This is a genomic window from Flagellimonas iocasae (assembly GCF_042682725.1).
Lineage (GTDB): Bacteria > Bacteroidota > Bacteroidia > Flavobacteriales > Flavobacteriaceae > Flagellimonas > Flagellimonas iocasae.
Window position 1 is genome coordinate 956,203 of sequence record NZ_JBHUHU010000001.1, and the last position, 24,103, is coordinate 980,305.

21 protein-coding genes are annotated in these 24,103 nt (G+C 42.7%); 4 read left to right on the forward strand and 17 right to left on the reverse strand.

The genetic code is table 11. The annotated features are described in order from the left end of the window. The first annotated feature begins 90 nt into the window (after positions 1 to 90). The 4 genes from ACFSJE_RS04290 (at position 91) to ACFSJE_RS04305 (ending at position 9,416) form a co-directional block, all read left to right on the forward strand. Complete coding sequence (locus ACFSJE_RS04290) at positions 91 to 3,456, forward strand: SusC/RagA family TonB-linked outer membrane protein (RefSeq protein WP_379829746.1); 3,366 nt, start codon at positions 91 to 93, stop codon at positions 3,454 to 3,456. 24 nt (positions 3,457 to 3,480) lie between these two features. Further along, positions 3,481 to 4,983, forward strand: a complete 1,503-nt coding sequence (locus ACFSJE_RS04295; protein ID WP_379829747.1) for a RagB/SusD family nutrient uptake outer membrane protein — start codon at positions 3,481 to 3,483, stop codon at positions 4,981 to 4,983. A gap of 155 nt (positions 4,984 to 5,138) precedes the next feature. Further along, the gene (locus tag ACFSJE_RS04300; protein WP_379829748.1) at positions 5,139 to 7,472 is read left to right on the forward strand and encodes an outer membrane protein assembly factor BamB family protein; all 2,334 of its coding nucleotides are present in this window, start codon (positions 5,139 to 5,141) and stop codon (positions 7,470 to 7,472) included. 27 nt (positions 7,473 to 7,499) lie between these two features. Next, positions 7,500 to 9,416 carry an FG-GAP-like repeat-containing protein gene (locus tag ACFSJE_RS04305; RefSeq protein ID WP_379829749.1) on the forward strand — a complete coding sequence of 639 codons (1,917 nt, stop codon included), beginning with the start codon at positions 7,500 to 7,502 and terminating at the stop codon, positions 9,414 to 9,416. A 118-nt stretch (positions 9,417 to 9,534) separates the two neighbouring features. Here ACFSJE_RS04305 and ACFSJE_RS04310 read toward each other — a convergent pair whose 3' ends face one another. The 17 genes from ACFSJE_RS04310 to ACFSJE_RS04390 all read right to left on the reverse strand — a co-directional run bounded on the left by ACFSJE_RS04310 (position 9,535) and on the right by ACFSJE_RS04390 (position 24,095). Next, entirely contained in the window at positions 9,535 to 9,915 is a 381-nt protein-coding gene (locus ACFSJE_RS04310; protein ID WP_379829750.1) for a cupin domain-containing protein, read from the reverse strand. A 5-nt stretch (positions 9,916 to 9,920) separates the two neighbouring features. After that, positions 9,921 to 12,002 (reverse strand): transketolase C-terminal domain-containing protein, encoded by a 2,082-nt coding sequence (locus ACFSJE_RS04315; RefSeq protein WP_379829751.1) that lies wholly within the window; start codon positions 12,000 to 12,002, stop codon positions 9,921 to 9,923. Positions 12,003 to 12,054: 52 nt separating this feature from the next. Further along, on the reverse strand, positions 12,055 to 12,810 hold the full coding sequence (locus ACFSJE_RS04320) for an SDR family NAD(P)-dependent oxidoreductase (RefSeq protein ID WP_379829752.1): 756 nt from the start codon (positions 12,808 to 12,810) through the stop codon (positions 12,055 to 12,057). A 24-nt stretch (positions 12,811 to 12,834) separates the two neighbouring features. Continuing rightward, entirely contained in the window at positions 12,835 to 13,905 is a 1,071-nt protein-coding gene (locus tag ACFSJE_RS04325; protein ID WP_379829753.1) for a zinc-dependent alcohol dehydrogenase, read from the reverse strand. 17 nt (positions 13,906 to 13,922) lie between these two features. Beyond that, positions 13,923 to 14,954, reverse strand: coding sequence for an SMP-30/gluconolactonase/LRE family protein (locus tag ACFSJE_RS04330; RefSeq protein ID WP_379829754.1), 1,032 nt, complete (start codon positions 14,952 to 14,954; stop codon positions 13,923 to 13,925). 9 nt (positions 14,955 to 14,963) lie between these two features. Continuing rightward, positions 14,964 to 16,436, reverse strand: coding sequence for a CoA-acylating methylmalonate-semialdehyde dehydrogenase (locus tag ACFSJE_RS04335; RefSeq protein ID WP_379829755.1), 1,473 nt, complete (start codon positions 16,434 to 16,436; stop codon positions 14,964 to 14,966). Between the two features lie 114 nt (positions 16,437 to 16,550). Further along, positions 16,551 to 17,495 carry a sugar phosphate isomerase/epimerase family protein gene (locus ACFSJE_RS04340; RefSeq protein WP_379829756.1) on the reverse strand — a complete coding sequence of 315 codons (945 nt, stop codon included), beginning with the start codon at positions 17,493 to 17,495 and terminating at the stop codon, positions 16,551 to 16,553. 23 nt (positions 17,496 to 17,518) lie between these two features. After that, positions 17,519 to 17,968, reverse strand: a complete 450-nt coding sequence (locus ACFSJE_RS04345; RefSeq protein WP_379829757.1) for a DMT family transporter — start codon at positions 17,966 to 17,968, stop codon at positions 17,519 to 17,521. Between the two features lie 345 nt (positions 17,969 to 18,313). Next, positions 18,314 to 19,081: a YoaK family protein gene (locus ACFSJE_RS04350; protein WP_379829758.1), complete on the reverse strand. Its 768-nt coding sequence runs from the start codon at positions 19,079 to 19,081 to the stop codon at positions 18,314 to 18,316. Further along, complete coding sequence (locus ACFSJE_RS04355) at positions 19,065 to 19,541, reverse strand: hypothetical protein (protein ID WP_379829759.1); 477 nt, start codon at positions 19,539 to 19,541, stop codon at positions 19,065 to 19,067. Before ACFSJE_RS04355 ends, ACFSJE_RS04350 begins: the two co-directional genes overlap by 17 nt. Positions 19,542 to 19,549: 8 nt before the next feature. Beyond that, positions 19,550 to 20,050 carry a hypothetical protein gene (locus ACFSJE_RS04360; RefSeq protein ID WP_379829760.1) on the reverse strand — a complete coding sequence of 167 codons (501 nt, stop codon included), beginning with the start codon at positions 20,048 to 20,050 and terminating at the stop codon, positions 19,550 to 19,552. Positions 20,051 to 20,147: 97 nt separating this feature from the next. Continuing rightward, positions 20,148 to 21,524: a sensor histidine kinase gene (locus tag ACFSJE_RS04365; protein ID WP_379829761.1), complete on the reverse strand. Its 1,377-nt coding sequence runs from the start codon at positions 21,522 to 21,524 to the stop codon at positions 20,148 to 20,150. After that, a complete protein-coding gene (locus ACFSJE_RS04370; protein ID WP_379829762.1) occupies positions 21,521 to 22,219 on the reverse strand; it encodes a response regulator transcription factor in 699 nt (232 codons plus the stop codon). Before ACFSJE_RS04370 ends, ACFSJE_RS04365 begins: the two co-directional genes overlap by 4 nt. Before the next feature lie 177 nt (positions 22,220 to 22,396). Continuing rightward, on the reverse strand, positions 22,397 to 22,915 hold the full coding sequence (locus tag ACFSJE_RS04375) for a DUF5004 domain-containing protein (RefSeq protein WP_379829763.1): 519 nt from the start codon (positions 22,913 to 22,915) through the stop codon (positions 22,397 to 22,399). Between the two features lie 113 nt (positions 22,916 to 23,028). Next, a complete protein-coding gene (locus tag ACFSJE_RS04380; RefSeq protein ID WP_379829764.1) occupies positions 23,029 to 23,247 on the reverse strand; it encodes a methyltransferase type 11 in 219 nt (72 codons plus the stop codon). Between the two features lie 30 nt (positions 23,248 to 23,277). Next, positions 23,278 to 23,700, reverse strand: a complete 423-nt coding sequence (locus ACFSJE_RS04385; RefSeq protein ID WP_379829765.1) for an SRPBCC family protein — start codon at positions 23,698 to 23,700, stop codon at positions 23,278 to 23,280. 17 nt (positions 23,701 to 23,717) lie between these two features. Next, entirely contained in the window at positions 23,718 to 24,095 is a 378-nt protein-coding gene (locus tag ACFSJE_RS04390) for a MauE/DoxX family redox-associated membrane protein (protein WP_379829766.1), read from the reverse strand. Positions 24,096 to 24,103 lie beyond the last annotated feature (8 nt).

Sequence of the window (24,103 nt, forward strand, 5' to 3'; positions counted from 1 at the left end):
CCGCTATAGTTAAATCAAAACCAAATTTCTGAATATATGATGTGACGGTCAATATCCAGATTTAGTATTAATCAAAATCAACTCAAAATTATGAAAAAAAAATCAGTACTACGCCAATCTAGCATGCGTAGGTGGTTACTTTTGCTCATGGCATTTGTGTCCGTAACGCAAATGGCCTCGGGGCAAGACGATCTTACAGCATTCAATGAGACTGATGTAACCATCCAAAATGATGATGACAGGCTGAATATCAGTCAGAAAAACATCACTACCCAAGAACTCTTGGAAAAATTGGAAGCCATTTCAGGCTACAAGTTTGTTTTTGACAAATCAATCCTAGAGTACAACAAACGCTTTACCTTAAAAGAAAAAGGAATCTCCTTTGAAGCATTGCTAAACAAAGTATCCGATCAATCCAGATTACGATTCAAAAAAGTCAACAATAATATCAATGTACGGTTGGCTGCCCCATCCGTTCAAGAATCATCCATAGATGATCAGTTTGCCGATGTGGTCATTACCGGTCAAGTCACTGGGACCGACGGAGTACCTTTATTGGGTGTTTCGGTAGTGGTTCAAGGTGGTGATATTGGTACCGTAACGGATTTCGATGGAAATTACACCCTTACCGTTCCTGAAGGTTCAGTGCTGGTTTTTTCTTTTATCGGTCTGGCCACCCAAAACATTCCAATTGGAAACAGAACCGTAATCAATGTGGTTATGCAGGAAGATGTAGCCGCCTTGAACGAGGTTGTTGTAGTGGGATATGGTAGCCAAAAAAGAAGTGACATTACGGGTGCCGTAGGCGTTGTATCCGCGGAAGAATTTGAAGATGAGCCCGTTTTACAAGTAGGTCAGGCTTTGCAAGGTAAAGTTGCAGGTCTTCAAGTTTCCCAAAACTCAGGTGCTCCTGGGTCTGGACTTTTGATCAGGGTACGTGGAACAGGAACGGTGAACAATTCGGAACCTTTATATGTAGTTGATGGAAACCCAAACGTGGACCCCATCGATTTGATTCCAGAACAGATTGAGAGTATCCAAGTGCTTAAAAGTGCGAGTGCCGCAGCTATTTATGGTGCCCAAGGTGCGAACGGTGTTATTCTGATTACTACTAAGCAAGGTAGGGCTGGTAAATCCACGTTGAACATTAACTTTTCACAAGGATTTCAGCAGTTGCAACGAAACATTCCAATGACGAACGCCACCCAATATGCCACCTTGTACAATGAGGGTTTGGTGAATGCTGGGGATGCGCCCATCTATCCTAATCCTGAAGCTTTGGGTGAAGGAACCGATTGGCAAAAAGCGGTGTTTAGAATGGCTCCCATGACCAATATTTCAGTTTCGGCCAGTGGTGGAAGCGAATCCAGCCGCTATTTTTTCTCCGGAGGTTATGTAGATCAAGAAGGTATTGTAAAAGGTTCCTCGTTTGATCGGGTGAACTTAAGGATCAATTCTTCCCATGACATCACTCCTAATATAAAAGTCGGTCAGAATCTATCGGCAAGCGTTTCTAAATACAATAACATTTCTGAATTTAATTTTGGTTCGATTTTAGGAACTACCCTAACGGCCAACCCTGAAATTCCTGTGAAATTTCCCGATGGCTCATGGGGGTATTCGGAAACTTCGCTGAACTCGACAAACCCAGCGGCTACGATACATTTTACCAACAACGACACCAAAAGGTCAATAGTTAACGGTAATGCATATGCTGAAATTAAATTCTTGCGGGATTTTGTGTTTCGCTCGCAGTATAACTTCAACATAGGATATTCTGAAAACGTAGTCTTTTTGCCAGAATTCTTTATTTCTTCAAGAAACTTTAGAGATCTTTCCGATTTAACCGAAAACTCTACTCGTTTTAACGATAACAGTTTTGCCAATACATTGACCTACGCCAAAACATTTGGCAAGCATAGTGTAGATGCGCTTGCTGGTTTCACAACCCAGGAGTCCAACACTAAATTTGTACGTGCTTATGCTGCTGGTTTACCGGCCAATGCCACGGACAATGAGAGTCTTCGGTATTTAGATCTTGCGACACAATCGGACAATGCTTCCGGTAATGCAGGTTCCTTCGGAATTCTTTCATATTTGGGGCGTGTTAATTACAACTACGCTGGCAAATATTTTACCACCATCAATTTTAGGGTGGATGGTTCATCTCGATTTGGGGAAAACAACAAGTGGGGGTATTTCCCTTCATTCTCCTTGGGATGGAAACTTTCCGAAGAAAACTTTTTGGTCGACGAAGATTGGATCAATAATTTAATGATTAGAGGAGGCTGGGGTTCTTTGGGTAACCAAGGCTCGTTGCCCAACTATGCATTCGCCAATTTGGTTACACCCAACATCAATTACGTTTTTGGGGATACACAAGTGGTGTATAATGGACAGGCTCCTACAGGGAAGGGTAACCCAGATTTGAAGTGGGAATCCACCGAAGAAATCAACTTTGGATTCGATTTCACTGGTTTTGACAGTAAAATCACCGCTTCATTCGATTGGTACCGCAAAGAAACCTCAGATATGTTATTGCAAGTACCATTAGCCGGATACTCTGGAATTCAGCAATCCCCATTCGTAAACGGTGGTAGCGTTCTAAACAAAGGTTTTGAGGTAATGTTGGGCTACAAAGACACAACCCCAGGTGGTCTTACCTATAGCTTCTCTGGAAACTTGGCAAGAAACACCAATGAGGTATTGGATTTGAGTAATGCCGGCTCTGCGTTGAATCAGTTCATCTCCTTTGTCGGATTGGTGAACACAACCCAAGTAGGTGCTCCTATTGCCTCTTTTTGGGGATGGAAAACCGATGGCCTTTTTCAAACACAGGAAGAAGTGGATGCCCATGCGTTCCAGAGTTCAGGAACTGCACCGGGTGATATCCGATTCAAAGACCTTAATGATGACGGTGTAATCGATGCCAATGACCAGACCATCATTGGAAATCCTTGGCCTAAGTTCACCTATGGTTTTAACGGGTCATTGTCCTACAAGAATCTTGATTTCAGCTTTCAGTTACAAGGGGTAGCGGGTAGCGATATCTTTATGGGGTTGAAGTTTAGAACAGAAGGCTCTAACTTCTTCAACTACACCAAGAATGTTTGGGACAACAGATGGACCGGACCAGGAACTAGTAACACTGTTCCAAGAGTCAACACCAATGACCCCAACAACAACATGAGATCTTCTGAATACTATGTGGAGAGTGGCGATTACCTAAGGGTTAGAAATATTCAATTGGCCTATCGCTTTCCAGATGAGATATTTAAAGATGTTAACGTGAGCATTTATGGTTCTGTGCAAAATGCCTTTACCATTACGAACTATCCTGGTTTCGACCCGGAAATTGGTACCAACAATGCCAACAACCCATTGTATATCGGTATTGACGAAACCAATTATCCCGTTCCAAGAATTTATACCATTGGTTTAAAAGTAGGTTTATAAAAGTCCAATTATTAAAAGTAAATCATGAAAAATATATTGTCAATAGTAACAGTTTTGTTAAGTCTGTTAATGATGGGCTGTTCAGACATTCTTGAAAAAGAACCTCTGGCAGCATTAAGTACGAGCAGTGCCTACGTGACAGCCGAAGATGCTGAAAAGGCGGTAACTGCAGCATATCATCCCTTGACCGGTAACAACTGGTGTTGTGGTAACTATGGAAACGGTGGTTACATGCACTGGGTTTTGGGAAATGTGGCATCTGATGACACCGAAAAAGGAGGTGAATCAGGTTCTGACCAGTTATATGCACAACAAGTTTCCCTTTTCAATATTCCATCCGATAACGATGCCACACGTTTTGCATGGCAAAACCAATATATAGGTGTGCACAGGGCCAATATGGTGCTGGACAACATCGTGGATATAGAGATGGATGAAGCTTTGAAGAATAGATTCCTTGCCGAGGCCAAATTCTTAAGGGCTTGGTATTACTTCAACCTCGTAAAAACCTTTGGGGACGTACCCTTGATTCTGGACGCTGATTTGGAAACCTATGATTTGGCGAGAACCCCCAAAGCCGAAGTATATGCCCAGATCATTCAAGATTTGGAGGAAGCCAGCCAAGTATTGCCGAATAGAAGTGCCTATAGCGACGCAGACGGAGGAAGAGCCACAAAAGGAGCCGCATTGGCCTATTTGGGCAAGGTGTACCTTTATTTAAATGATTTTGTAAATGCTGAAACCTATTTTAAACAAGTCATTGATTCTGGAGAATATTCCTTGGACCCTGATTACTTGGGCATGTTCTTGAGAGATGGGGAAAACAGTGTAGAGCATATTTTCAAAACGCAGTTTCTGCACGATCAAGGTGCCACCCCGGTTAGGAATATCCTGACCACGGTTTTTGGAAGTAGAGCACGTAACGGATGGGGCTTTAACCTTCCCACCCAAGATTTTGTGGATGCATTTGAACCAGGTGACCCAAGATTGGGGCATACCGTTTATAAAAACGGAGACATCATGCCCGATGGCGAAACGGCCAACGTTGGAAACAGTACTACCGGTTATTTGAACAAGAAATATTATGTTCCCGATTATGAGCGCGTAGGTGGTTCCATCCAAATTGGTCGTGATGACATTTACATGCGATATGGGAAAGTATTGCTTTGGTATGCCGAAGCCGCAAATGAAAACAACCATACAGATGAAGCACTATGGGCTTTGGAAGAAATCCGTGCCCGTGCAAGAGGTGCAGAAGCTGTGCTTCCAGAGATTACAGAAACAGACCAAACGGCTCTAAGACAAATCATTTGGCATGAGCAACGCGTTGAGTTTGGTCAAGAATTTGAACGATTCTGGGAGCTTGTTCGCCAAGGAAGAGCCGGACAGGTGATGCGAAACTATGCTGAAACCTACGACACTGCCAAAGGTGCAGGTTTCCGGGATGGTGTCAATGAAATTTACCCAGTACCTCAAACAGAAATCAATTTGAGCGACGGTAAGATTACTCAAAATCCAGGTTATTAATAAACTAAAAAGGGTATGGAGGTCCATCTTTCATACCCTTTTAATTTCACACAATACAAAACAAGTTTCCCTTTTTACTTTACAAAGCCCATCCATGGATAGGTCAAAGTAAGAGTCAAAAAAACAAAGAGTCATTCCTTAACCGGACCACAACCATGAAGAAAAATTTCACTTCCTTTTCATTTTCTGTAGGAGCTCGAAACACCTCTCCCTCCTACCTATTTGGGCCATTCCTTACAATGGTCCTTTTTAGTCTTCTAGCGGCATGCACCAATAAAGAGCAAACGATTGATGCAGCTGACCAACACAAAACATGGAGCAATTATGGTGGTGGAAATGACCAATCAAAATATACGGAGCTAAGTCAAATCAATAAATCCAATGTAAAGGATTTAGAAGTTGCTTGGTTCTACCCCAGTGGGGATAACAAAATATATCAATTCAACCCCATTGTGGTTGATACTGTAATGTATGTGCTTGCCAAAAACAATTCCTTGGTGGCTCTAAATGCCAAAACTGGGGAAGAAATTTGGATTCATGCCAATTTATCCAGAATTGCCCGAAGAGGCATCAACTATTGGGAAAGTGAGGATGGCACGGACAAAAGACTCTTATTTCAAATTAACAATTACTTGCAAGCCATTGACGCCACCACCGGAAAGTCTATTTTAACCTTTGGCGACAACGGTTTGGTGGATTTAAGACAGGGACTGGACAGGGACCCCAAAACCCTCAGCAGGGCCCAATCAGGCACTCCCGGCCAAATCTTTGAAGATTTAATCCTCCTAGGTACCGGAACCGGGGAATCCTATCTTTCCACTCCGGGATTTTTGCGGGCATACAATGTGAAAACAGGTGAATTGGCTTGGACGTTTCATACCATTCCAAGACCTGGAGAATATGGCTATGACACCTGGCCAAAAGATGCCTACAAATACGTTGGCGGTGTAAATGTTTGGGGGGAAATTACAGTGGATGCAAAAAATGGCATCGCGTTTTACCCACTAGGTTCCCCAACTTTTGATTACTACGGAGCAGACCGAATCGGAAGTAACCTTTTTGGGAATTCCCTGTTGGCGTTGGATGCCAAAACAGGAAAACGAATTTGGCACTTTCAAACCGTGCACCATGATATTTGGGATTATGACCTAACCTCTGCTCCACAGCTGCTTACCGTGAATCATGAAGGTCAAGAAATTGAAGCAGTGGCTGTTGTTGGCAAAAATGGATTGGTCTATGTGTTCAATCGGCATACCGGAGAGCCTTTATTCCCGATTGAAGAAAAGCCGGTACCTCCCAGTCATGTTGAAGGGGAAGAGGCTTGGCCTACACAACCCATACCTACGGTAATTCCACCAACCACAAGACAAGAAGTCACTGAAGCTGACCTAAGCGAAATTTTCCTTACCGAAGAAGAACGCGCCGATTGGGCCAGAAGACTAAAGGACAGCATACAAACGGGAATGTTCACCCCACTTTCAGATAAATTTGAAACCTTGGCCATGCCTGGGGCCGTTGGAGGCGTTAACTGGGGTAATACGGCTGCTGACCCAGATAAGGGGATTCTTTATATCATATCATTGGATTATCCATCGGTTTATGACAAATTATTGACCTTGGAACAAATCGAGGCGAAAACAGCCAACATTGGTAGCTTCTTTGGTAATGCGAGGTCATACATTCAAAATTGCGCCGCCTGCCACGGACAACAGGCCGAAGGATTGGTAGGTCCCGCTCTTAGCAATATCAGCGAACGAATGAGCATCAAGGATTTTACAAATATTATTGTTTCTGGTCAGGGCGACATGCCTGCGTTTACCGATTTAACTACAAAACAAATAGAAGATTTGTTTGAATTTTTATCGGAAGATGGAGCAAGTAGGTTTAGTTCACAGTTTGGCGGTGGCGATGATGGTACACCCGAAGGACCTGTTGTGGCTTCCGGTGGAGCTCCAGGAGGTCTTGAGGACCGGGAAGTAGTTGGCGGTTCAGGACGATATGGTGGACCCTATCCAGAAGGTATTGAAGTGGACCATGAACGACTATATCTATACCAGTGGGGCTTGGAGTTCCCATACATTATCAGCCCACCATGGTCAGAAATCATGGCCTATGACCTTAATGAAGGTACCGTAAAATGGAAGCGACCTTTAGGTGAAGATTTAGAAGCCTTAAAAATGGGCTACAAAAATACAGGGGTGCTTCGGGCCCAAAGAAATGGAATGATCATTACCGCAACCGGGCTGGTTTTTTCAACCTCAAAAGATGGACGGGTTTATGCTTTTGATGCAGATAATGGAGAGGAATTATGGAAATCCAAACTCCCAAAAGGCAGCGAAGGTTTACCAGCCATGTATGAAGTTGATGGGAAACAGTATTTGGCGGTTCCCGCGGCCACCCCAATTAAATTTGGTCGGGACGGTATCCCTGAAGAAGGGGAAGACCCAAATGCACAGGGAGGTTACGTAATTTATACCTTACCTGATTAACTTTAAGAAGCATTAAAAACAATGAAGATGAAAAAATATAGTGTTCTTGGACTGTTTCTGTTCCTGATAACGTTGGGACATGCTCAGGATTTGGACAAACTGCAAGATGTAAAGGCCATTACCTTTCTTCCAGATTACCTTTTTGCTGGTTCAGAACTGGACCAATGGAAACCTTTTAGGGAAAATAAATGGTCGGCGAACAATGGTGTGATCACTGGAAATGTCAACACCTCCAAACCCGGAATTTTGCTGTTTGACCAATCTTTTCAAGATGTGGCTTTGCAGGCATCCATTAAGCGGGAAAGTTCCGTGGAAACCGGATTTTTATTTCGATTTGAAAAGAAAGGAGATACCATCGATGCGGTTTTGGTCAGCATTGCTGCGGATGGTTCTGTGACACCATACAACATCAGTTTTGATGCTCAGGGCAATGAAACAAATCGTACCAAACTGGCCCGGGCCGGTGGCATCTGGTATCGGGTTGCTCCGCCCATCAAAGAAGAGGAAGGCAATCCTTTTGCCGGCTATAAACGGCCAGAACCACCAAAAGACCTTCCCGTGACTCAACCCAATACTGATTTTGTGGAAGGTCAATGGAATCAGCTGGAAGGTTATATGGACGTCAATGTTATCCGCTCCTTTTTGAATGATGGCGGAGAAGTGGGCGGCACCACCGGAGAAGAAACCAACAATGATGGTTTTGGTCCCGTTGCGCTTTACATTGGTGGAAAGGGAAAAGTCCAGTTTAAAAACATAATGCTCAAAGATGCATACGTAAAAAACACACCTTCAGAAAAGGTTTCAGACCGATTCAAAATCCAACCCATAAGTGATATGTATTATTCCTGGGGAACGGATACGGCTGATTTCAACAAGGATGGTGAAATCGACATCGTGGCCGGACCCTACATTTATTATGGGCCAGATTTCACTAATCGTATTGAAATCTTTCCAGCTATCGCTGCTGGTCCTTCCAAGGAATTCGCCTACAATCGGGTTCAGGATGCATACGATTTCAACAATGATGGGTGGCCAGATGTGTTATCCAGTGCTTTCGCCACTACCCTATACATCAATCCAAAAGGAGAACACAAGCGCTGGAAAAGCTACGATGTTTTGCCCGATGGCGGACAGAGTGAGATTACAAAATTTACCGATATCGACAACGACGGCAAACCCGAATTGGTGTATGGTGCCAAAGGCTTCGTTCGCTATGCCAAACCTGATGCCAATGACCCAACCCAACCTTGGACCGTGTACAATGTTTCCGAAGCAGGGCACGCCCTTGCGCATGGAATTGGCACTGGTGATATCAACGGTGATGGTAGAATCGATATTCTCAATGCGCTGGGTTGGTGGGAACAGCCCCAAGTATTGGACAGCACCAAAACATGGAAATATCACCCCGTAGCTTTTGGAAGATATGGTAAGCGAAGCACCAATATTGGAAGCAGTCACATGGCCGTTTATGATGTGAATGGAAATGGGCTTTTGGATGTGGTTGCCAATTTAAATTCCCATGGATTCGGATTGGCGTGGTATGAACAAAAAAGAACCAATGGAGAAATAACCTTTGTCCGCCACATGATTGCCGACGACTATGGTTTCAATAATGCTGGCGGAGTTACCTTCTCCCAGCTTCATGGGGCCACCTCAGCCGATGTGGATAATGATGGTCTTCTAGATTTTATTGTTGGAAAGCGTTTGTTCACCCATTTGGACAATTATTATGACCCGGACACCTATGGCCCACCCGTACTATATTGGTACAAAACCGTAAGAGATACCAATGCTCCGGGAGGGGCAAAATTTGTCCCCGAATTGATTCATAATCGGTCTGGAGTAGGTTCTGAATTAGATGCTGTTGACTTGGACAACAATGGAACCGTTGACATACTCACATCAACCAATACTGGAACCTATATCTATTGGAACAAGAAATAGAAAAGTAAGATTAACCCCGTAGGAGTTAATTGTGTTAGTAGTTTTTTTAGTTCAAGAGAAAAAGAGAGGCAAAAACCTCTCTTTTTTTATGTGATGAACTATGTATTTGGATAATTGACTATTCCGGAAATTCAATATCCTCGAACATTTTATAATTGTCAATAGTCGTAGCGGGAGCAAAAAAACAAATCACCTTCATTTCAATATCACTGGTATTTTTGAGCATATGAACCTTTCCTTGTTCAAAAAGAATGGCCGAACCTGCTCTTACCTCCCCTACTTCATTTTCAATCATCACCTTTCCCGAACCTGTAATAATGTAAATCAATTCCTCACTTTTTGGGTGGGAATGTGCCGGTCTAACGGCCTCTCCCGGCATTACGCGAATCACACAAACCGAAAGGTTATTGGCCTGCAAAGAGTCTTCATTGGCAAGCCAACGCATAAACCGCCCAGGGTGCCTAACTTCTTCTACGTCACTTTCATGCAATATGGTCATGGTGTCTATTTTAAAGTTTTTGATATCGTTTCACTGAGACTGGCAGCATCCAATCCAAAATGTGCCGCCAATTGATTATATGTTCCAGAATGGATGTAGTGTATCTCTCCATTTTTAGAAAGATTGATAGGATACAGATTTGCCGTATCTATGGTAGTTCTTGTCGAGAAAAGTACCCTTCTGAAATGCGTCCAAATAAAACCGTTGTTCTGCTCAGCAATGAACACAGGCTTGCCTGATTCGTACATCGTATGGATGGCATCTGAATCAATGGAGGGCATATCGACGACTTCAATACTTAATCCGTTTCTGGCAAGTAATTTACTTGCCTCCAGGGCTTCAGAAACTCCTCTCCCACTACTCACAATATAAGCGTCAATGGTTTTCTTGGGTTCGATGGTATATGCTTTTCCAAACTCGAATGTGAAATCCGTGTCGTACAATACATTTGAAGGTGCCCGAAGGATTCGCAGGTAGATAATGCCTTTATTACCTTCCATAATCCACCTCATGATGCCCAACAATTGCTGTGGACAGGACACATTGATGATTTTGACCTGGGCGGTTTCATTCATGACGAGGATATCATCATTCCCCATGTGCGTAGCACCGTTGGATTGGGTTTCCAAGTCGGCCGCAGTGGCCAACATAGTATAGTCAATGCCGTGCCCTTCGGAGAGCCAGCCTTTTTCTTGAATGATTTCCAATCGTTCTTGATGACCAACAGCGATTCTTCTGAGGACTTTCCAATCAAAGAAAGGACAGAACGTACTCACCCAAACATTGGAACCTAAAATACCAAGGGCTTCGCCTATTAACATCATATTAGCTTCGGCAACTCCTGCATTGTGGGCTCTTGCCTTATCCACAAATCCAATACCAGCTTGAAGCCCGCTGGTGGATGCCAAATCTGAATCCACGGAGAAAACCCTGGAATCCTTGGCAAAAACCTTCATGGCACTTTCAATGACCTTATGGGCAGAATGTGAACTTCCCTTTTCCAAAACAGGAAGCGAAGCAGCATCATAAGCGATTTTTTTATCTCTTTCCGCTGCTTTTTTCGTTTTGACTTTGGAAGGATTGGATTTCACGGATTTTATGGCCTTACCACCAACCAACTCCAATCCCATAGATGCAGCATGTTTTTTTATGGTGGCTTGAATTCCATCTAAACCTTCCTCAGTTCCCAATGCATTAAAAAAGTTACAGAAATAAGCTTCCCGCTCTCTTCTTACCCTTTCATGTTGAGCATTCTCTTGATCTAGGATAGCATTATCAATTTTGGCCTTGTGGTTGTTCATTTGGTCTGAAAAACCACCATGCCCTTTTGTCGATTTACAGATAATCGCTGTGGGGCGACCATCCCTGGCGCCATATTTAAACGAATGCAAAGAATCATAAACTGCATGATAACGTGTTGCATCCACCTCAATGACCCTCCAGCCAAAACTTTCAAAACTGGCCCCAAGTCCGTGATAGGGATAGTGCAGTCGCGCTACGGAATCCAATTGCCCACCATTATTGTCGACCATTACACACAAGTTCTCCAACTTTTGGGCACCAGCATACATTACCGCTTCCCAAATGGGACCTTCCTGAAGTTCACCATCACCAGTAAGGGCAAACACATCAAATTTTTGGGCATGCTGCCCAGCGATGGCCATCCCTTGGGCCACACCCATGCCTTGACCCATGGGTCCGGTAGCCAAATGTACTCCCGGCAATAAAGGCCCAGGATGTCCATTCAAAATACTTTCAATAGATCTGGAATTCTCCAATATTTTTTTGTCGAAATACCCCAAATCGGAATAAATGGAAGCCAAGGTGGCCACCGCATGCCCCTTGCTCAGAACAAATTGGTCTTGTTGAATTGAGGTAGGATTCTCAATATCAATATCGATAATGCCGCCATAAAAAAGACTCACCATGGGAATGGTGGCCGAAAAGGCCCCGCCAATATGAATGGCATTGTCTATGGCATGTCTACATTGATGCAGACTGAGCATCCGGATATCGGCATCTTTGATTTCCAGTAATTGGGTTATCCCCTTTCTAACAAGGGAATCTTTATCATCTAAATACACCACGTGTTTCTCTTCTTTTAATCTTTAGTATATCCTATTCGGATTTGGTCAATTTCTATAGCATGGACCATCCACCGTCCACAAAGTAGGTTGCTCCCGTAACAAAGGAAGCCTCATCCGATGCCAAGAAATACATGACATTCGCCACTTCTCTTGAAGTACCCAATCTGTGGAACACACTCTTTGCCCCCAGTACTTTTTCGGTTTCTTCTGGGTCGGGAGAATCATTGATGGAACCTCTCAACAATGGGGTGTCAATGGCACCCGGGGCCACACAATTCACCCGAATATTATTTTCGGCCAAGTCCAAGGCCATACTGCGGGTTAACGTATCAATGGCTCCTTTGGAAGAGGAATAGGCAGCACGTTCTCCAACGGCTCTATACCCAAGAATGGAACCCGTATTCACAATGGCACCACCACCTTGCGCCACCATCATAGGAACAAAAGCATTCGACATATAATAAATTCCCTTAAGGTTGATGTTGTACAATTTTACCCAGTCGTCCTCGGTGCATTGCAGAATGCTTCCACGTACTTCCAATCCTGCGTTATTAATCAAAACATCAGCCCTACCAAATTTTTCTTTAGTCCTTTTGGCTGCATCCTGCACTTGTTCCTTGTTGGAAATGTCGCAGTAACAAAAGATGGCCTCTTTACCCAATGCCTCTATTTTTCCTACGGCTGTTTTTCCCTTTTCTTGATCAATATCAACAATGACAATATTGTATCCGTTCTCGGCGAATTTCTCAGCAGCGGCCAATCCCAGTCCGGATGCTCCACCGCTTACAATCATTACTTTACTATCCATGTGTATTATTTTTTTTATTACTATTTATCCGTTTGGTTTTGTGGCAATTTTGATGGCACCATCTTTTCGGTTTTCAAAAGTGTCCAATGCCGTTGCAAAGTCTTTTAAATCGAAGCGATGGGTCATCAAAGGTGTAAGGTCGATTCTGTTGTTCAATAACATTTCAATGGTAGGTTGTGCTGTGTTTGGATTGGCTCTATTTCCGACCAATTCCACCTCTTCCAAAACCATTCGTTTAATGGGAAGCGAAGGGTCGGAATGTGGAATACCAATCATAGAGACCACACCTCCTTTACTCGCTGCCAAACAAGCTGTATGAATTGATTTTGCGGTTCCTGCACATTCCAATACCGCAGGAACACCCCTTCCATTCGTCATATCTTTCACTTTGGATACCACATCTTCGGTTCGGTAATCGATGGGAATAGCACCCAATTCCTCTGCTTTTTTGAGTCGTTCACCACTTCCTGCAGCAATAATCCGACCAGCTCCCAAAGCTTTGGCACAAAGAATGGCCATGAGACCTTGAGGTCCGGTTCCCAAAATGAGGATATCGTCACCAGGTTTCAACCTTGACCTTTCAACTGTGTAGAGCGCAATACTCAATGGGTCCACACAAGCTGCATATTCCAAATCCATCCCGTCAGGAACTTTAAAAATACTCTTTACCGAAGTCCGCATATACTGTGCATACGCTCCAGGGGTATAGTGGCCATACTGGCGATGGCCTTTTTCTTCATGACCGTAATTGAGGCAGATGTTATATCGTCCTTTTTGACACATTTCGCAGTAGCCACAACCGCAGTGCGAGATACCGCAGACCCTGTCCCCTTCTTTCCATCCAAGTTGAGCTGCTTTGTTTCCAGTCTGAACTATAGTTCCTGACCATTCATGACCGGGGATAAATGGAAATCCGGTTGGCCAAAAGCCTGGGAAATCACCATTAATGATATGGGGGTCTGTTCCACAGATGAAAGTGGTGTCCACCTTACAAATCACCTCATCAGCATCTGGTGAAGGTACCGGAACAGTCTCTATTGAAAAATCTCTTACCCCTTTTAGGACAAGAGCGTTCATTTCTTTTGGTAGTTGCATAAATTTTCTTTTGTTTTTTATTTTTTCCAATGCACCATGGGTAACCCAGGTACCGGAGATTTGAAATACGGAATGTTCTTGCCCTTCAAGGAACCAATATAAACGGTGCTTAAATCTGGCCCACCGAACGTAACACTGGCCATCCAAGGCGCTATTCCCTGACCTGTGGCAAAGAGCACATCTTCGGTAACATTATTGCTGAAAAATGCCTTTTCCAATGCATCAACTTTTGCGGGGTCACCTTCATCGAGGAGGGTCTTCATATCACCTTCCGGGGTCAGCACAAATAGCTTATCTGAATACACCGTTGTTCCCCATAAATTCCCATAGGCGTCAAACGCGATGCCATCTGGCCAAGCGCCTTTACCCAATTTGGAGGGGCCAAAAACTTCCCTGTCAACCAAATCTCCATTTTCGGTAAGGCGCATTCTAGTAATACAGCCTCCCGTGGTTTCAACGATATAAAGGAATTCCTCGTTCTTGTCAAACCGGATTTCATTGGTAAAACCAAACCCATCGGCCATGATTCGGAAAGCACCATCCTCATAGCGGGCCACATAGCCATCTTTAAGGTCATGTTTTAGGGCATGCATCCAATTTTTTGTTTTGGTGGAAATGGTTATCCAAATCCTATTTTTTGAATCCCGCAACACAAAATTCACCTTGCCGATTTCTTCACCTTCAATGGTATCGGCCAAAACAATGGTTTCCCCAGTTCGGGTCATACGTTCTAGACGGTCGGTTCCAAAATTTGAAATTAAGATGTCCCCATTATCCGCAAATGCAAGACCGTTGGGCAGCGTTCCTTCCAAATATCTTGTAGCCTCACTATCAGCAGCTTCAAAAAAGTCAGAACCCGTTTGGGTAATCAATTTCTGTGATCCATTAGGTGAAATTTTCATAACACCGCCTCGTGCATCAGCGGCCCATAGCGAACCATCGGGCTCCGCCAAAATGCATTCGGGTCGTTGTAAATCCGTCCCAATGGTTTTGATATCAGATTTCAGTAATTCAAAATCGTGAATGGGGTTTTCTTTGAATTTTGCCATGTAATTGATTTAAAATTTTCTGGACCATTCTCTCGGCCATCTCTCGATGACAATTTTGGTCTGGGTGAAAAACTCAATGGCATGTCTACCTTGTCCATGAAGGTCGCCGAAAAAACTCTCATTCCATCCACTAAAAGGGAACGGTGCCATAGGCGCAGCTACCCCAATATTGATTCCAATGTTCCCTGCGTTGGCCTGATTCCTGAACTTGCGGGCATTGGCTCCACTGCTTGTGAAAATACAGGCCATGTTACCATATCTTCCGCTATTGATGAAATCTAGAGCTGCATCCACAGTATCCAATTCCACCAAACTCATTACAGGTCCAAAAATTTCGGTTTTAATGACCTCTCCACCCAAAGGAACATTCTCTAAGATAGTGGGTTTTATGAAGTTACCTTTTTCAAAGCCGGAAATTTTTGCATCGCGGCCATCCAATAAAAGCTTGGCACCTTCCTTTACCCCTTGATCAATCAACCCTGAGATACGCGCTTTGCTTTCTGCTGTGATTACAGGACCCATCTCCACACTTTCATCCAGTCCGTATCCTGTTGAACGGGATTTTGCCGCTTCATACAATGCTTCTTTTACTTTTCCGTTATCACCCACAGTGATGATGTTGGAGGCTGCCAAACAGCGTTGTCCAGCACATCCATAAACACTATCCGCGATAATTTTTACGGACATGTCCAAATCGGCATCAGGAAGAATAATAACCGGATTCTTGGCACCACCTTGGGCTTGAACACGCTTTCCATTCGCTGCACCTTTGGAATAAATATATTTGGCGATATGGGTCGAGCCCACAAAACTGATGGCTTTTACTTTTGGATGCTCTAAAAGTTCATCTACTGTCTCCTTGCCACCATGCACCAGATTGACCACACCTTCGGGCAGGTCCAATTGATCTATAAGTTCAAAGACCTTCATCATGGTCAACGGCACTTTTTCGGATGGTTTTAAAATGAAGGTATTTCCGCAGGCAATGGCATAGGGAAGAAACCAAAACGGAATCATTCCAGGAAAATTAAAGGGTGAAATACAGGCACAAACCCCCAATGGCTGACGAATCATAAATTCATCGATGCCCCTTGCTATATTCTCGGAAAACTCGCTTTGACCTAACGTTGGAATTCCACAGGCCACCTCCACATTTTCGATGGCACGTTGCAGCTCTCCGCGAGATTCGCCAATGGTCTTACCGCATTCTTTGGTAATGGTCTGGGCCATTTCCTCTCGGTGCTCCTCCAACAAGGCCTTAAGTTTGTATAGTGGCTGCACTCGTGTCATCACGGGGACTTCCCGCCACTCTTTATATGCCTTTTCAGCAATCTCCACGGCTGTATTTACATCTTTGGCCGTAGCCGCTCCGGAAGGCACCTTTCCGAGTACCTCCTGAGATGCCGGGTTAATTACATCCGTGGTGTTTTTCTCCGCACTATCTACCCAAGAGCCACCTACATAATTTTTTAGTATTTCCATAAAGCATTAATTAATAAGGTTTCTAAATGCATATCTAGAAACCTTATATTTTCTATTGATTTTGATTTTGATTTATTCTACTATCACTGATTTTTGGTCTTTACAACCTATTTTTTAGCTAAAACTATAACCAAGGTCTTTTAAATAATCCCTTGATATTTTTGCAGCTTCAAAGGTGGAATAGGCGGGTTTTATCTTGTTGTCATAATCCAACTCGAACATGATGTCACCTACCATCTTGTCTCTACCTCTTTCCAGCATTTTTAATAATTTCTTGATTTTAACATGGCCTTCTCCCAATGGGGCATATCCTAAATAGCCATTGTCACCCCCTTCATAATCTTTCAGGTGAACATGTTCTATTAGAGGCATAAAGTCCCGGAAAATCTTGACGGGGTCGGCACCCCCTTTTTCCAATTGTCCGGCATCAGGGCCAAACTTCATGTAAGTAGTGTCCACATTTTCCATTATGAAATAAACTTCCTCTTCAGTTTCGATGGGAGTTCCCGTGTGCGGATGCAATGCACAGGTGAGTCCAAGGTCCGTCACTGCCTTGGCATAATCGTTCATGGACTCCACCATGGTTTTCTTATGCTCCTTATAATCGAACCCTTTTCTGTCTATGGAGGCTGGGCAGTACTCCACCAAGGTGCCTCCTGCTCTTTTTAAAAGCTTGGCCCAACTGGTCAATTTTGCAAGCTCTTCCTTCCGTTTTGATGGTGATGGGTCAAGCACATCAGTCATACAAAATGCGGAACGGATGGGAATATTATGTTTGGCTATCATCTCTTCCAACCGAATTCCTTTGTCCTCCATTTCCTGAATGGTCCAACCGAACGTTTCAAAACAATGGTATCCCAACTGCTTCATTTCTTTTAAGGCAGGTTCCAAATTATCCAAGCCATACCCCCAAAGAATAAAGGTGGCCCCAATCTGGAACTTTTCATTTATTTCCAAGCTGTTGATGAAATCCATATTGGGCAATGTCACTGCCGCAAGTCCCGCCGCGCTACTTTTCTTTATAAAATCCCGTCTGGAATATTCATTCATTTTACGCATAACATTTTTATTTGATAGTTCTTCTATTTGGAGAAGGTCACCAGTCCTGCACCTCCAATCAACATGAGTGCTCCCAAAATCTTGGTGATTGAGATAGGTTCTACCGGTGCTCCCAAAAATCCAAAATGGGACATCACCATTCCGGCAATAACTTGTCCGGCTATCATTAGCAGAAATGCCGGTGCTGCACCAATTTGTGGAATGATCCAAGCGATTCCAAAAACCAAAGCGGCTCCAATGGCACCAGCGGTCAGCAACCATACGGGAACATCTTTTAATCGGGCAAACACTTCGGGATCCCAATTGGTAAGGCCAATAATTACAGCGGTGACCGCTCCAATACACCAAAAGATGGCATTTCCCATCTGTGGGTTATTAAGGGTCAACCCTACTTGTGAGTTCATTGAAAGATGAACTGCCAGCACAACGCCTAGTAACAGCATTAAAACATATAGGTACATTTTAGCTTTCATTTTAGATTAATATTATTTGGTATCGATTCTAACTCGTGTTCGTAAAGGGTCTCTGTTTTGGCAAGTCACAATAAGCCTAAACCGCCTTTATTATATATAAGGGCCAAATCGTTAAAATGATACCGAGATTCCCATTTTTTTTGGGCAATAATTATCAACTTTTTGATTTTGTGCCTCAAATACTGAAACAATAGCATACTAGGCTGAGAGAGATGGCTATTTTTGGCCGTATAAAATGAAGACTTTGGAGTACTATAAAATAGTAAGCCTTACCAAAGTTTTTTCAAACTATGATAAGGCTATCCAACCATCCACAACCTCTACGTTGTGGCAACCAACTAAGTTTTATACTTGCTTTTTAGAAAGTATATATCTTCTATTGTACGATTTTCTACGCTGCACAAATTTGGTTACTTGCAGCTTGGAATAATCATACAGTAATACCGTACCCAAAACCATCCCAACGATAACGAAGGTGACATTCTGGACTTCGTAATAAAGCACCCCAGAAAGAATTCCTCCAGCCATATAAGAGAACATTATGGCCAGTAGCAACTTGGCTTTTTGTGTAAGGTTTTTGTCGTTTCTAAATTCCTTTTTGGTGAACATGGAGAACAGAATACCCAAATCCGTGGTCAATCCAGTAAGGTGTGTGGTCTTTACTTTTGCATTGGAGATACTGGCCGTAAGTCCATTCTGAAGTCCCATGGCAAATAGCATGGCAGCCACCAAAATCTCAGTTTCCTGAAGGCTTTCCGTGTAAAAGTATTGGAGATAAATCCCAACGAACATCAAACACGCCATTTCTAAAAAAACCGGGATGGCGTGGGCTACGTACCTACCCTTAGGGGTATTATTATGGATAATGAGGCAGTTAGAAGTGAAATTGCCGGCAAAAAACAAGAAAATCCATATTAATACTACTGCTCCTTGGTACCAATTTCCCTTGGCTATTTCTTGGGCGAGTATGGCGTAATGACCGGTTACGTTACTGGTAAAAGAAAAGAAGACTATTACGGAAATAACGTTGACCATACCCGCCGAAAATGCAGTTAATACGCCCAGTCCAACATTGTCTGCAAAACTTCTATAATTGCTATATTTTCTGAGCATATTCCTTTTTCGGTATTCTTTTAAAGGTCATCTTAACGATTCCCTTTACTTGTAAATCAAAATTAAATTGGACCACCAGTTCGTTGTCTGAAATGCCCACCACTTGGTAGTCCTCAACAACGGCATTGTTATGCTTTAGTTCTAAAATATGTCCACGGCCCTTGATACTCCATTTTAAATCTTCCCGAACTTTGCCATCTTCCAGAAAAGTCAACCTTTTGTTTGGACTGAATTGCCAGGTCTCTGCCTTGTGGATAATCAAGTTCTTGCAGATTTCCTGTTTTTGGAGATCATTGATACTGAAGTCCAATTCATTGTTATGGTCAAGCTTTTCAAACTTCCAGGATACTTCTTCCCAGTCACCTAAAATCAATACCTCTGGACTATCCTTATCAATAAGGGACCAGCTGCTGAACACAAGAAGCAGTGCAAAAAAGAGGTATATCGGCCAGACTTTCATGGTATGTTTTATTTAAGCCCTGAAAAGAAAACGTTGGCTAATTGTTGTTTTTCAATGGCTTGTGCATCTATTCCTTCCGACAAGCTCACATATGTGCAAGGAACGTCGCAGGTTTTGAACAAAGGCAAGGTGTTTATACCGCCTACCTTCTTAAAATTCAAAAATCCATTATGGGGTACGATGATTTCTTCAATTTGTGAAGCATCCACATAATTCTTGAAATAAGCATTGCTGTTTGAGGTAATTACATCAACATATAGTGCATGTATTTTGGAAGGATACTTGTTCCTTAAAACCGTACATGCCTCTACAAACTCTTTGGTCTGGAGTTTCTGAATAAGTTTTGATTTTGAAAAAAACAACAAGTCGGTGATTGAATTGGAAAGATAGGTTCCATGAAGCAAAACCACTTCCAACGATTCTGTGGATGAACCTTCCAAAGCTTTACGAACCAACTCCAAGGAATTTACCGAAAAGTCGGTCGGAACAAGAACTTTTTTTATACCCATGATTTCTTTTTTTTCAAAGGTATCACGGCTAAAATTAGACGGGTTTTAGAAAAAGATTAGAAAAGTCTTAGAATTTAACCTCAATATTAAAATGAGATTAAAGCGGCCCGCTCCAGATGGGAAGATTGATTTTTACAGCCGTTCCCCGATTCTCAATGGAGGTGACTTCAATCTCGCCATTATGCATGCGTATGATATTTCTACTCAATGGAAGTCCAATTCCATAACCCACATAATCCGATGTGTTGGACGCCCTAAAATAGGGATCATAGATGTACGGCATGTCCCGCTCAGGAATTCCAATACCAGAATCGCGCACTACAATGACCACATGGGTATCCGATGCACCCAACGCAATGTACACTGGCTCGCAGTTGGAATACTTGCAACCATTTACCACAATGTTGGTCAAGGCCAAATGAAGCAGATAAAAATTACCTTTCACCTTTAGCATCTCATGATTTTCGGGAAGAAGACTAAAGTCCAAGTATATTTTAAACTTGGCATTGAGCTTTTGCACGGTCTCCTTTACATCCAATATTAATTGGTCCGTTCGCAAACGTATCTGTTTTTGCGATTTTCCATCGAAGCCAGTCTGTGCCAATAAAAGCAGAGCCTTGGTTTTTTGCTCCAGTTTTTCGGCTTCGGCCATAACATTGGAAAGTGATTTTTTATACTGTTCAGCATCCCGCTCTTTGGACAGTGCGTAGTCTGTCTCCCCAATGATGCTCGTTAAAGGTGTGTTGAGCTCATGGGACGCATTGCTGATGAAATTCTTTTGGGTCTCAAAAGTGGTTTCAAGCCGGTTTAACATATCATTGAAGGTATTGGCCAACTTTTGAATTGAATCCCGAGTCTTGGGAATCTCCAATCTTAAATGCAGGTTTTCGGAACTTATCTTCTCCACTTCTTTTATAATCTGCTGTACCGGTCTAATCAAGGTTCTGGAGATAAGCATGGAAACCAAAACAATCAGTAGCAAAGCATATAACAATGAGGTGATGAGTAGATTCCTCAAATAAGCAATATGGTGCGAAAAGAAATAATTCTCCGCGGACACTACCACAATATACTCGCTTCCATTTCTGGAAGTATACCGAATACCTGAATAAAAGATGTTACCCTTTCTGTAGCTTCCAGTTCCATCTTCCAGCAGATTGTCGATAAACTTTTCGTTTAGGGTTTCCTGTCCTTCCTCAACAACAACAACACTATCACCCTGTATTTGATAAATGTATTCTTCCTGATTGGGCAGCTTTTCCAAAAACTCTTGTCGCATCTCCCGAATGACCGATACATTTTTGGGGTTATCCAGTTGAATGGTCGCTGTTGTGGCCGCCCGTATTTCGAGACGTTTGTAAAAATCGGTAAAGGAATAATTGGAAATTGAGTAATAAATGAAACCACAGAAGAGCAGGGTATAAATGAAAAATACCGAAATCAGCAGGTATATGATTCGGTAATGTATTTTCATTTGCTCTCTTTTAGGGCATAACCCATTCCCACTACGGTATGAATCACACGGTCTTGACCATTTCTTTCCAACTTTTTTCGGATATAGTTTACATAAACATCTACCACGTTGGTGCCAATGTCAAAGTTGATGCCCCAAACCTCATCCAACAAATCGGTGCGGGACAATACTTTGTTGGGATTCTTCAAAAACATCAATAAGAGTCTATATTCAGTGGATGTAAAATTGACCTCTTCTTCATTTATGGTCACCGTTTTGGAATAGTCATCAATATGAATCCCTGCGAACGAATAATGATTTCCATTTTTGAATTTGGCATTGTCCATAACGTCTGCCCGTCTGAGCAAAGTGCGCAATCTGGCTTTAAGCTCAATCAACTTAAAGGGTTTGGTCAAATAGTCATCGGCCCCATTATCCAGACCAAGCACCACATTTTCAACACTTCCCAATGCTGTCAACATTAAGATGGGCAATTCATCATAACCCAACTCACGAATTCGTTTACAAACTTCCAGACCATTGATACCGGGTAAAAGAATATCTAAAATAACGAGGTTAATGGATGATTTTCCTAAAGCTTCTATACCACTGGTACCTTCTTTTTTATGGATTACCGAGTACCCGTCCTCCTCCAGACCCTTCTTTATGATATCTGCCACATTCTGCTCATCTTCAACCAATAAAATTGTACTCATAGATGCGAGGTCTCAAACTCACAAAAATAAATGGTAGTTGTTGATTTACTGCACTTAAAAAGATTAAAATCCTATTAAAATTCGCAGGTTGAAAAAGAGAAAACTGAAAAGATTCCAGAAAAAAAATGTTCCACTTTGAGGTGGAACATTTTTAGTACGATTACAAAACCGTACAGGTTATGGCACTAAACTGTACGTGAAGGTAATGTCGGTATTAACTACGTTACCATCTATATCGGTAACATTGAAGTTGTTTGAAAATGAAAATGCAGTATCGCTTCCGTTAAGGGTGATGACCAAATTCTGAATGTCACATGAAAAGATGATGCTCAACGTGCTGGACGAAAACTGCCAAGAACCAGAAATTGATGCTCTATTTGGACAGTCCGTTCCATTTATCCCCTGCTGATACGTATACGATCTGTCTTCATCAAAGGTATAGGCCGCTTCTTTTTGGCATTCATCATACTGGACAAAAAGGTCTGTGCTTGGGTTATCCTGGTCATCATCCGTAATATCAACAGCTTCATCGGCCATGATGCCGCTAAGCACCCATTCCCCTACCAATTTTTCTTCAGTGGCCTGTAACGCCCCAGTATAATCTTCAGGGCAACTGGAGCCATCATCCGGGCTGCATGAAACCACAAGTCCGCCTATCATGAACAATGCACCAATATTAAAAATTATTCGCTTCATAGTTAAAATAAAGATTTTAAGGTTTATTGATTGATGGGATAATTGCCAGATGGTTGCATCGATAAAGCCATTTTTTTTCTTGAGCGAATGAATATGAAGCTCTTTTGAGGAAATCAATCGGGTAAAACGGCAATGTAATGACCGTATCCTTGAACTGCTTCTATGATGGGAATCACCTCCACGCTATGCTTTACGGATTCAACCCGAAGAATATTGTCGCAATCCTCCAAATCAAAGTTCATTCGATACTCAGGAAAAAGGTGGCTTAACTGCTCCAAAAGCTTTTGTGCAGCCCTCCCGTTCGTAAGGTTTGTTTGGAATATTTCTACCATTTCCCCTGAATTCTTTAATAGTCTTTCGTTCTACCCATCAAGGTTTTCCACGTACTTTTTAAAGTTGTCCAGAATGGCCTGCCATCCTCCTTTTTGCATCTCAATTGGATTTTGGTCTTCCGGGTCAAATTGGGTAGTCACCTTTGTTACGTTACCTTCATTCTCAAAGGTTGTAATGGCTTGGCGCCCATCGATCATGGTGCATGAAATCTTCTCCATGGGAAGAACTTCATCATAAATAGCCTCAAAATCGAAACCAAAACTGCCATCTTTGGCTTCCATTCTGGCACTATATTTTCCCCCAACCCGTAAATCGTTTTCAGCCTTTGGGCAACACCAGTCATCCGCCGCAAAATTCCATTGGGTTATGTGGGCTGGTTTAACCCAAGATTCCCAAACTTTTTCTACTGGGGCCTTTATGGTATTGCTTATCTCAATTTTATTGGTCTTCATGAAATTTGTCTTTCAGTTTATTCAAAAATGGGTTTGTATTTACCCCAGTTTTCATACATAATCCAACCTAAAATAGCGGCCAAAATAAAGGCAAATACAGCTCCACCAGCATATACCACGGTATTTACCAACAGTATACCCACCATAACAGGTAAGATGACAAGAGCACCCAATGCTCTAGTTTTGGGAATAATAATTAGAATGCCTCCTACCAGTTCAGCGATGGCAATCAATGGATATAACCACGCAATTTCCATCATGGCCTCATAATCTTTTACCGTCTCAATAGGCATTTCTTCTGGCATGGGCATGTAATGCAAAAACTTGTCCAGTCCTGCGTTGATGAACAGTAACCCAAATAGTAGGGTAAGTACGAATAGAATCTTTTTCTTCATTATGATTG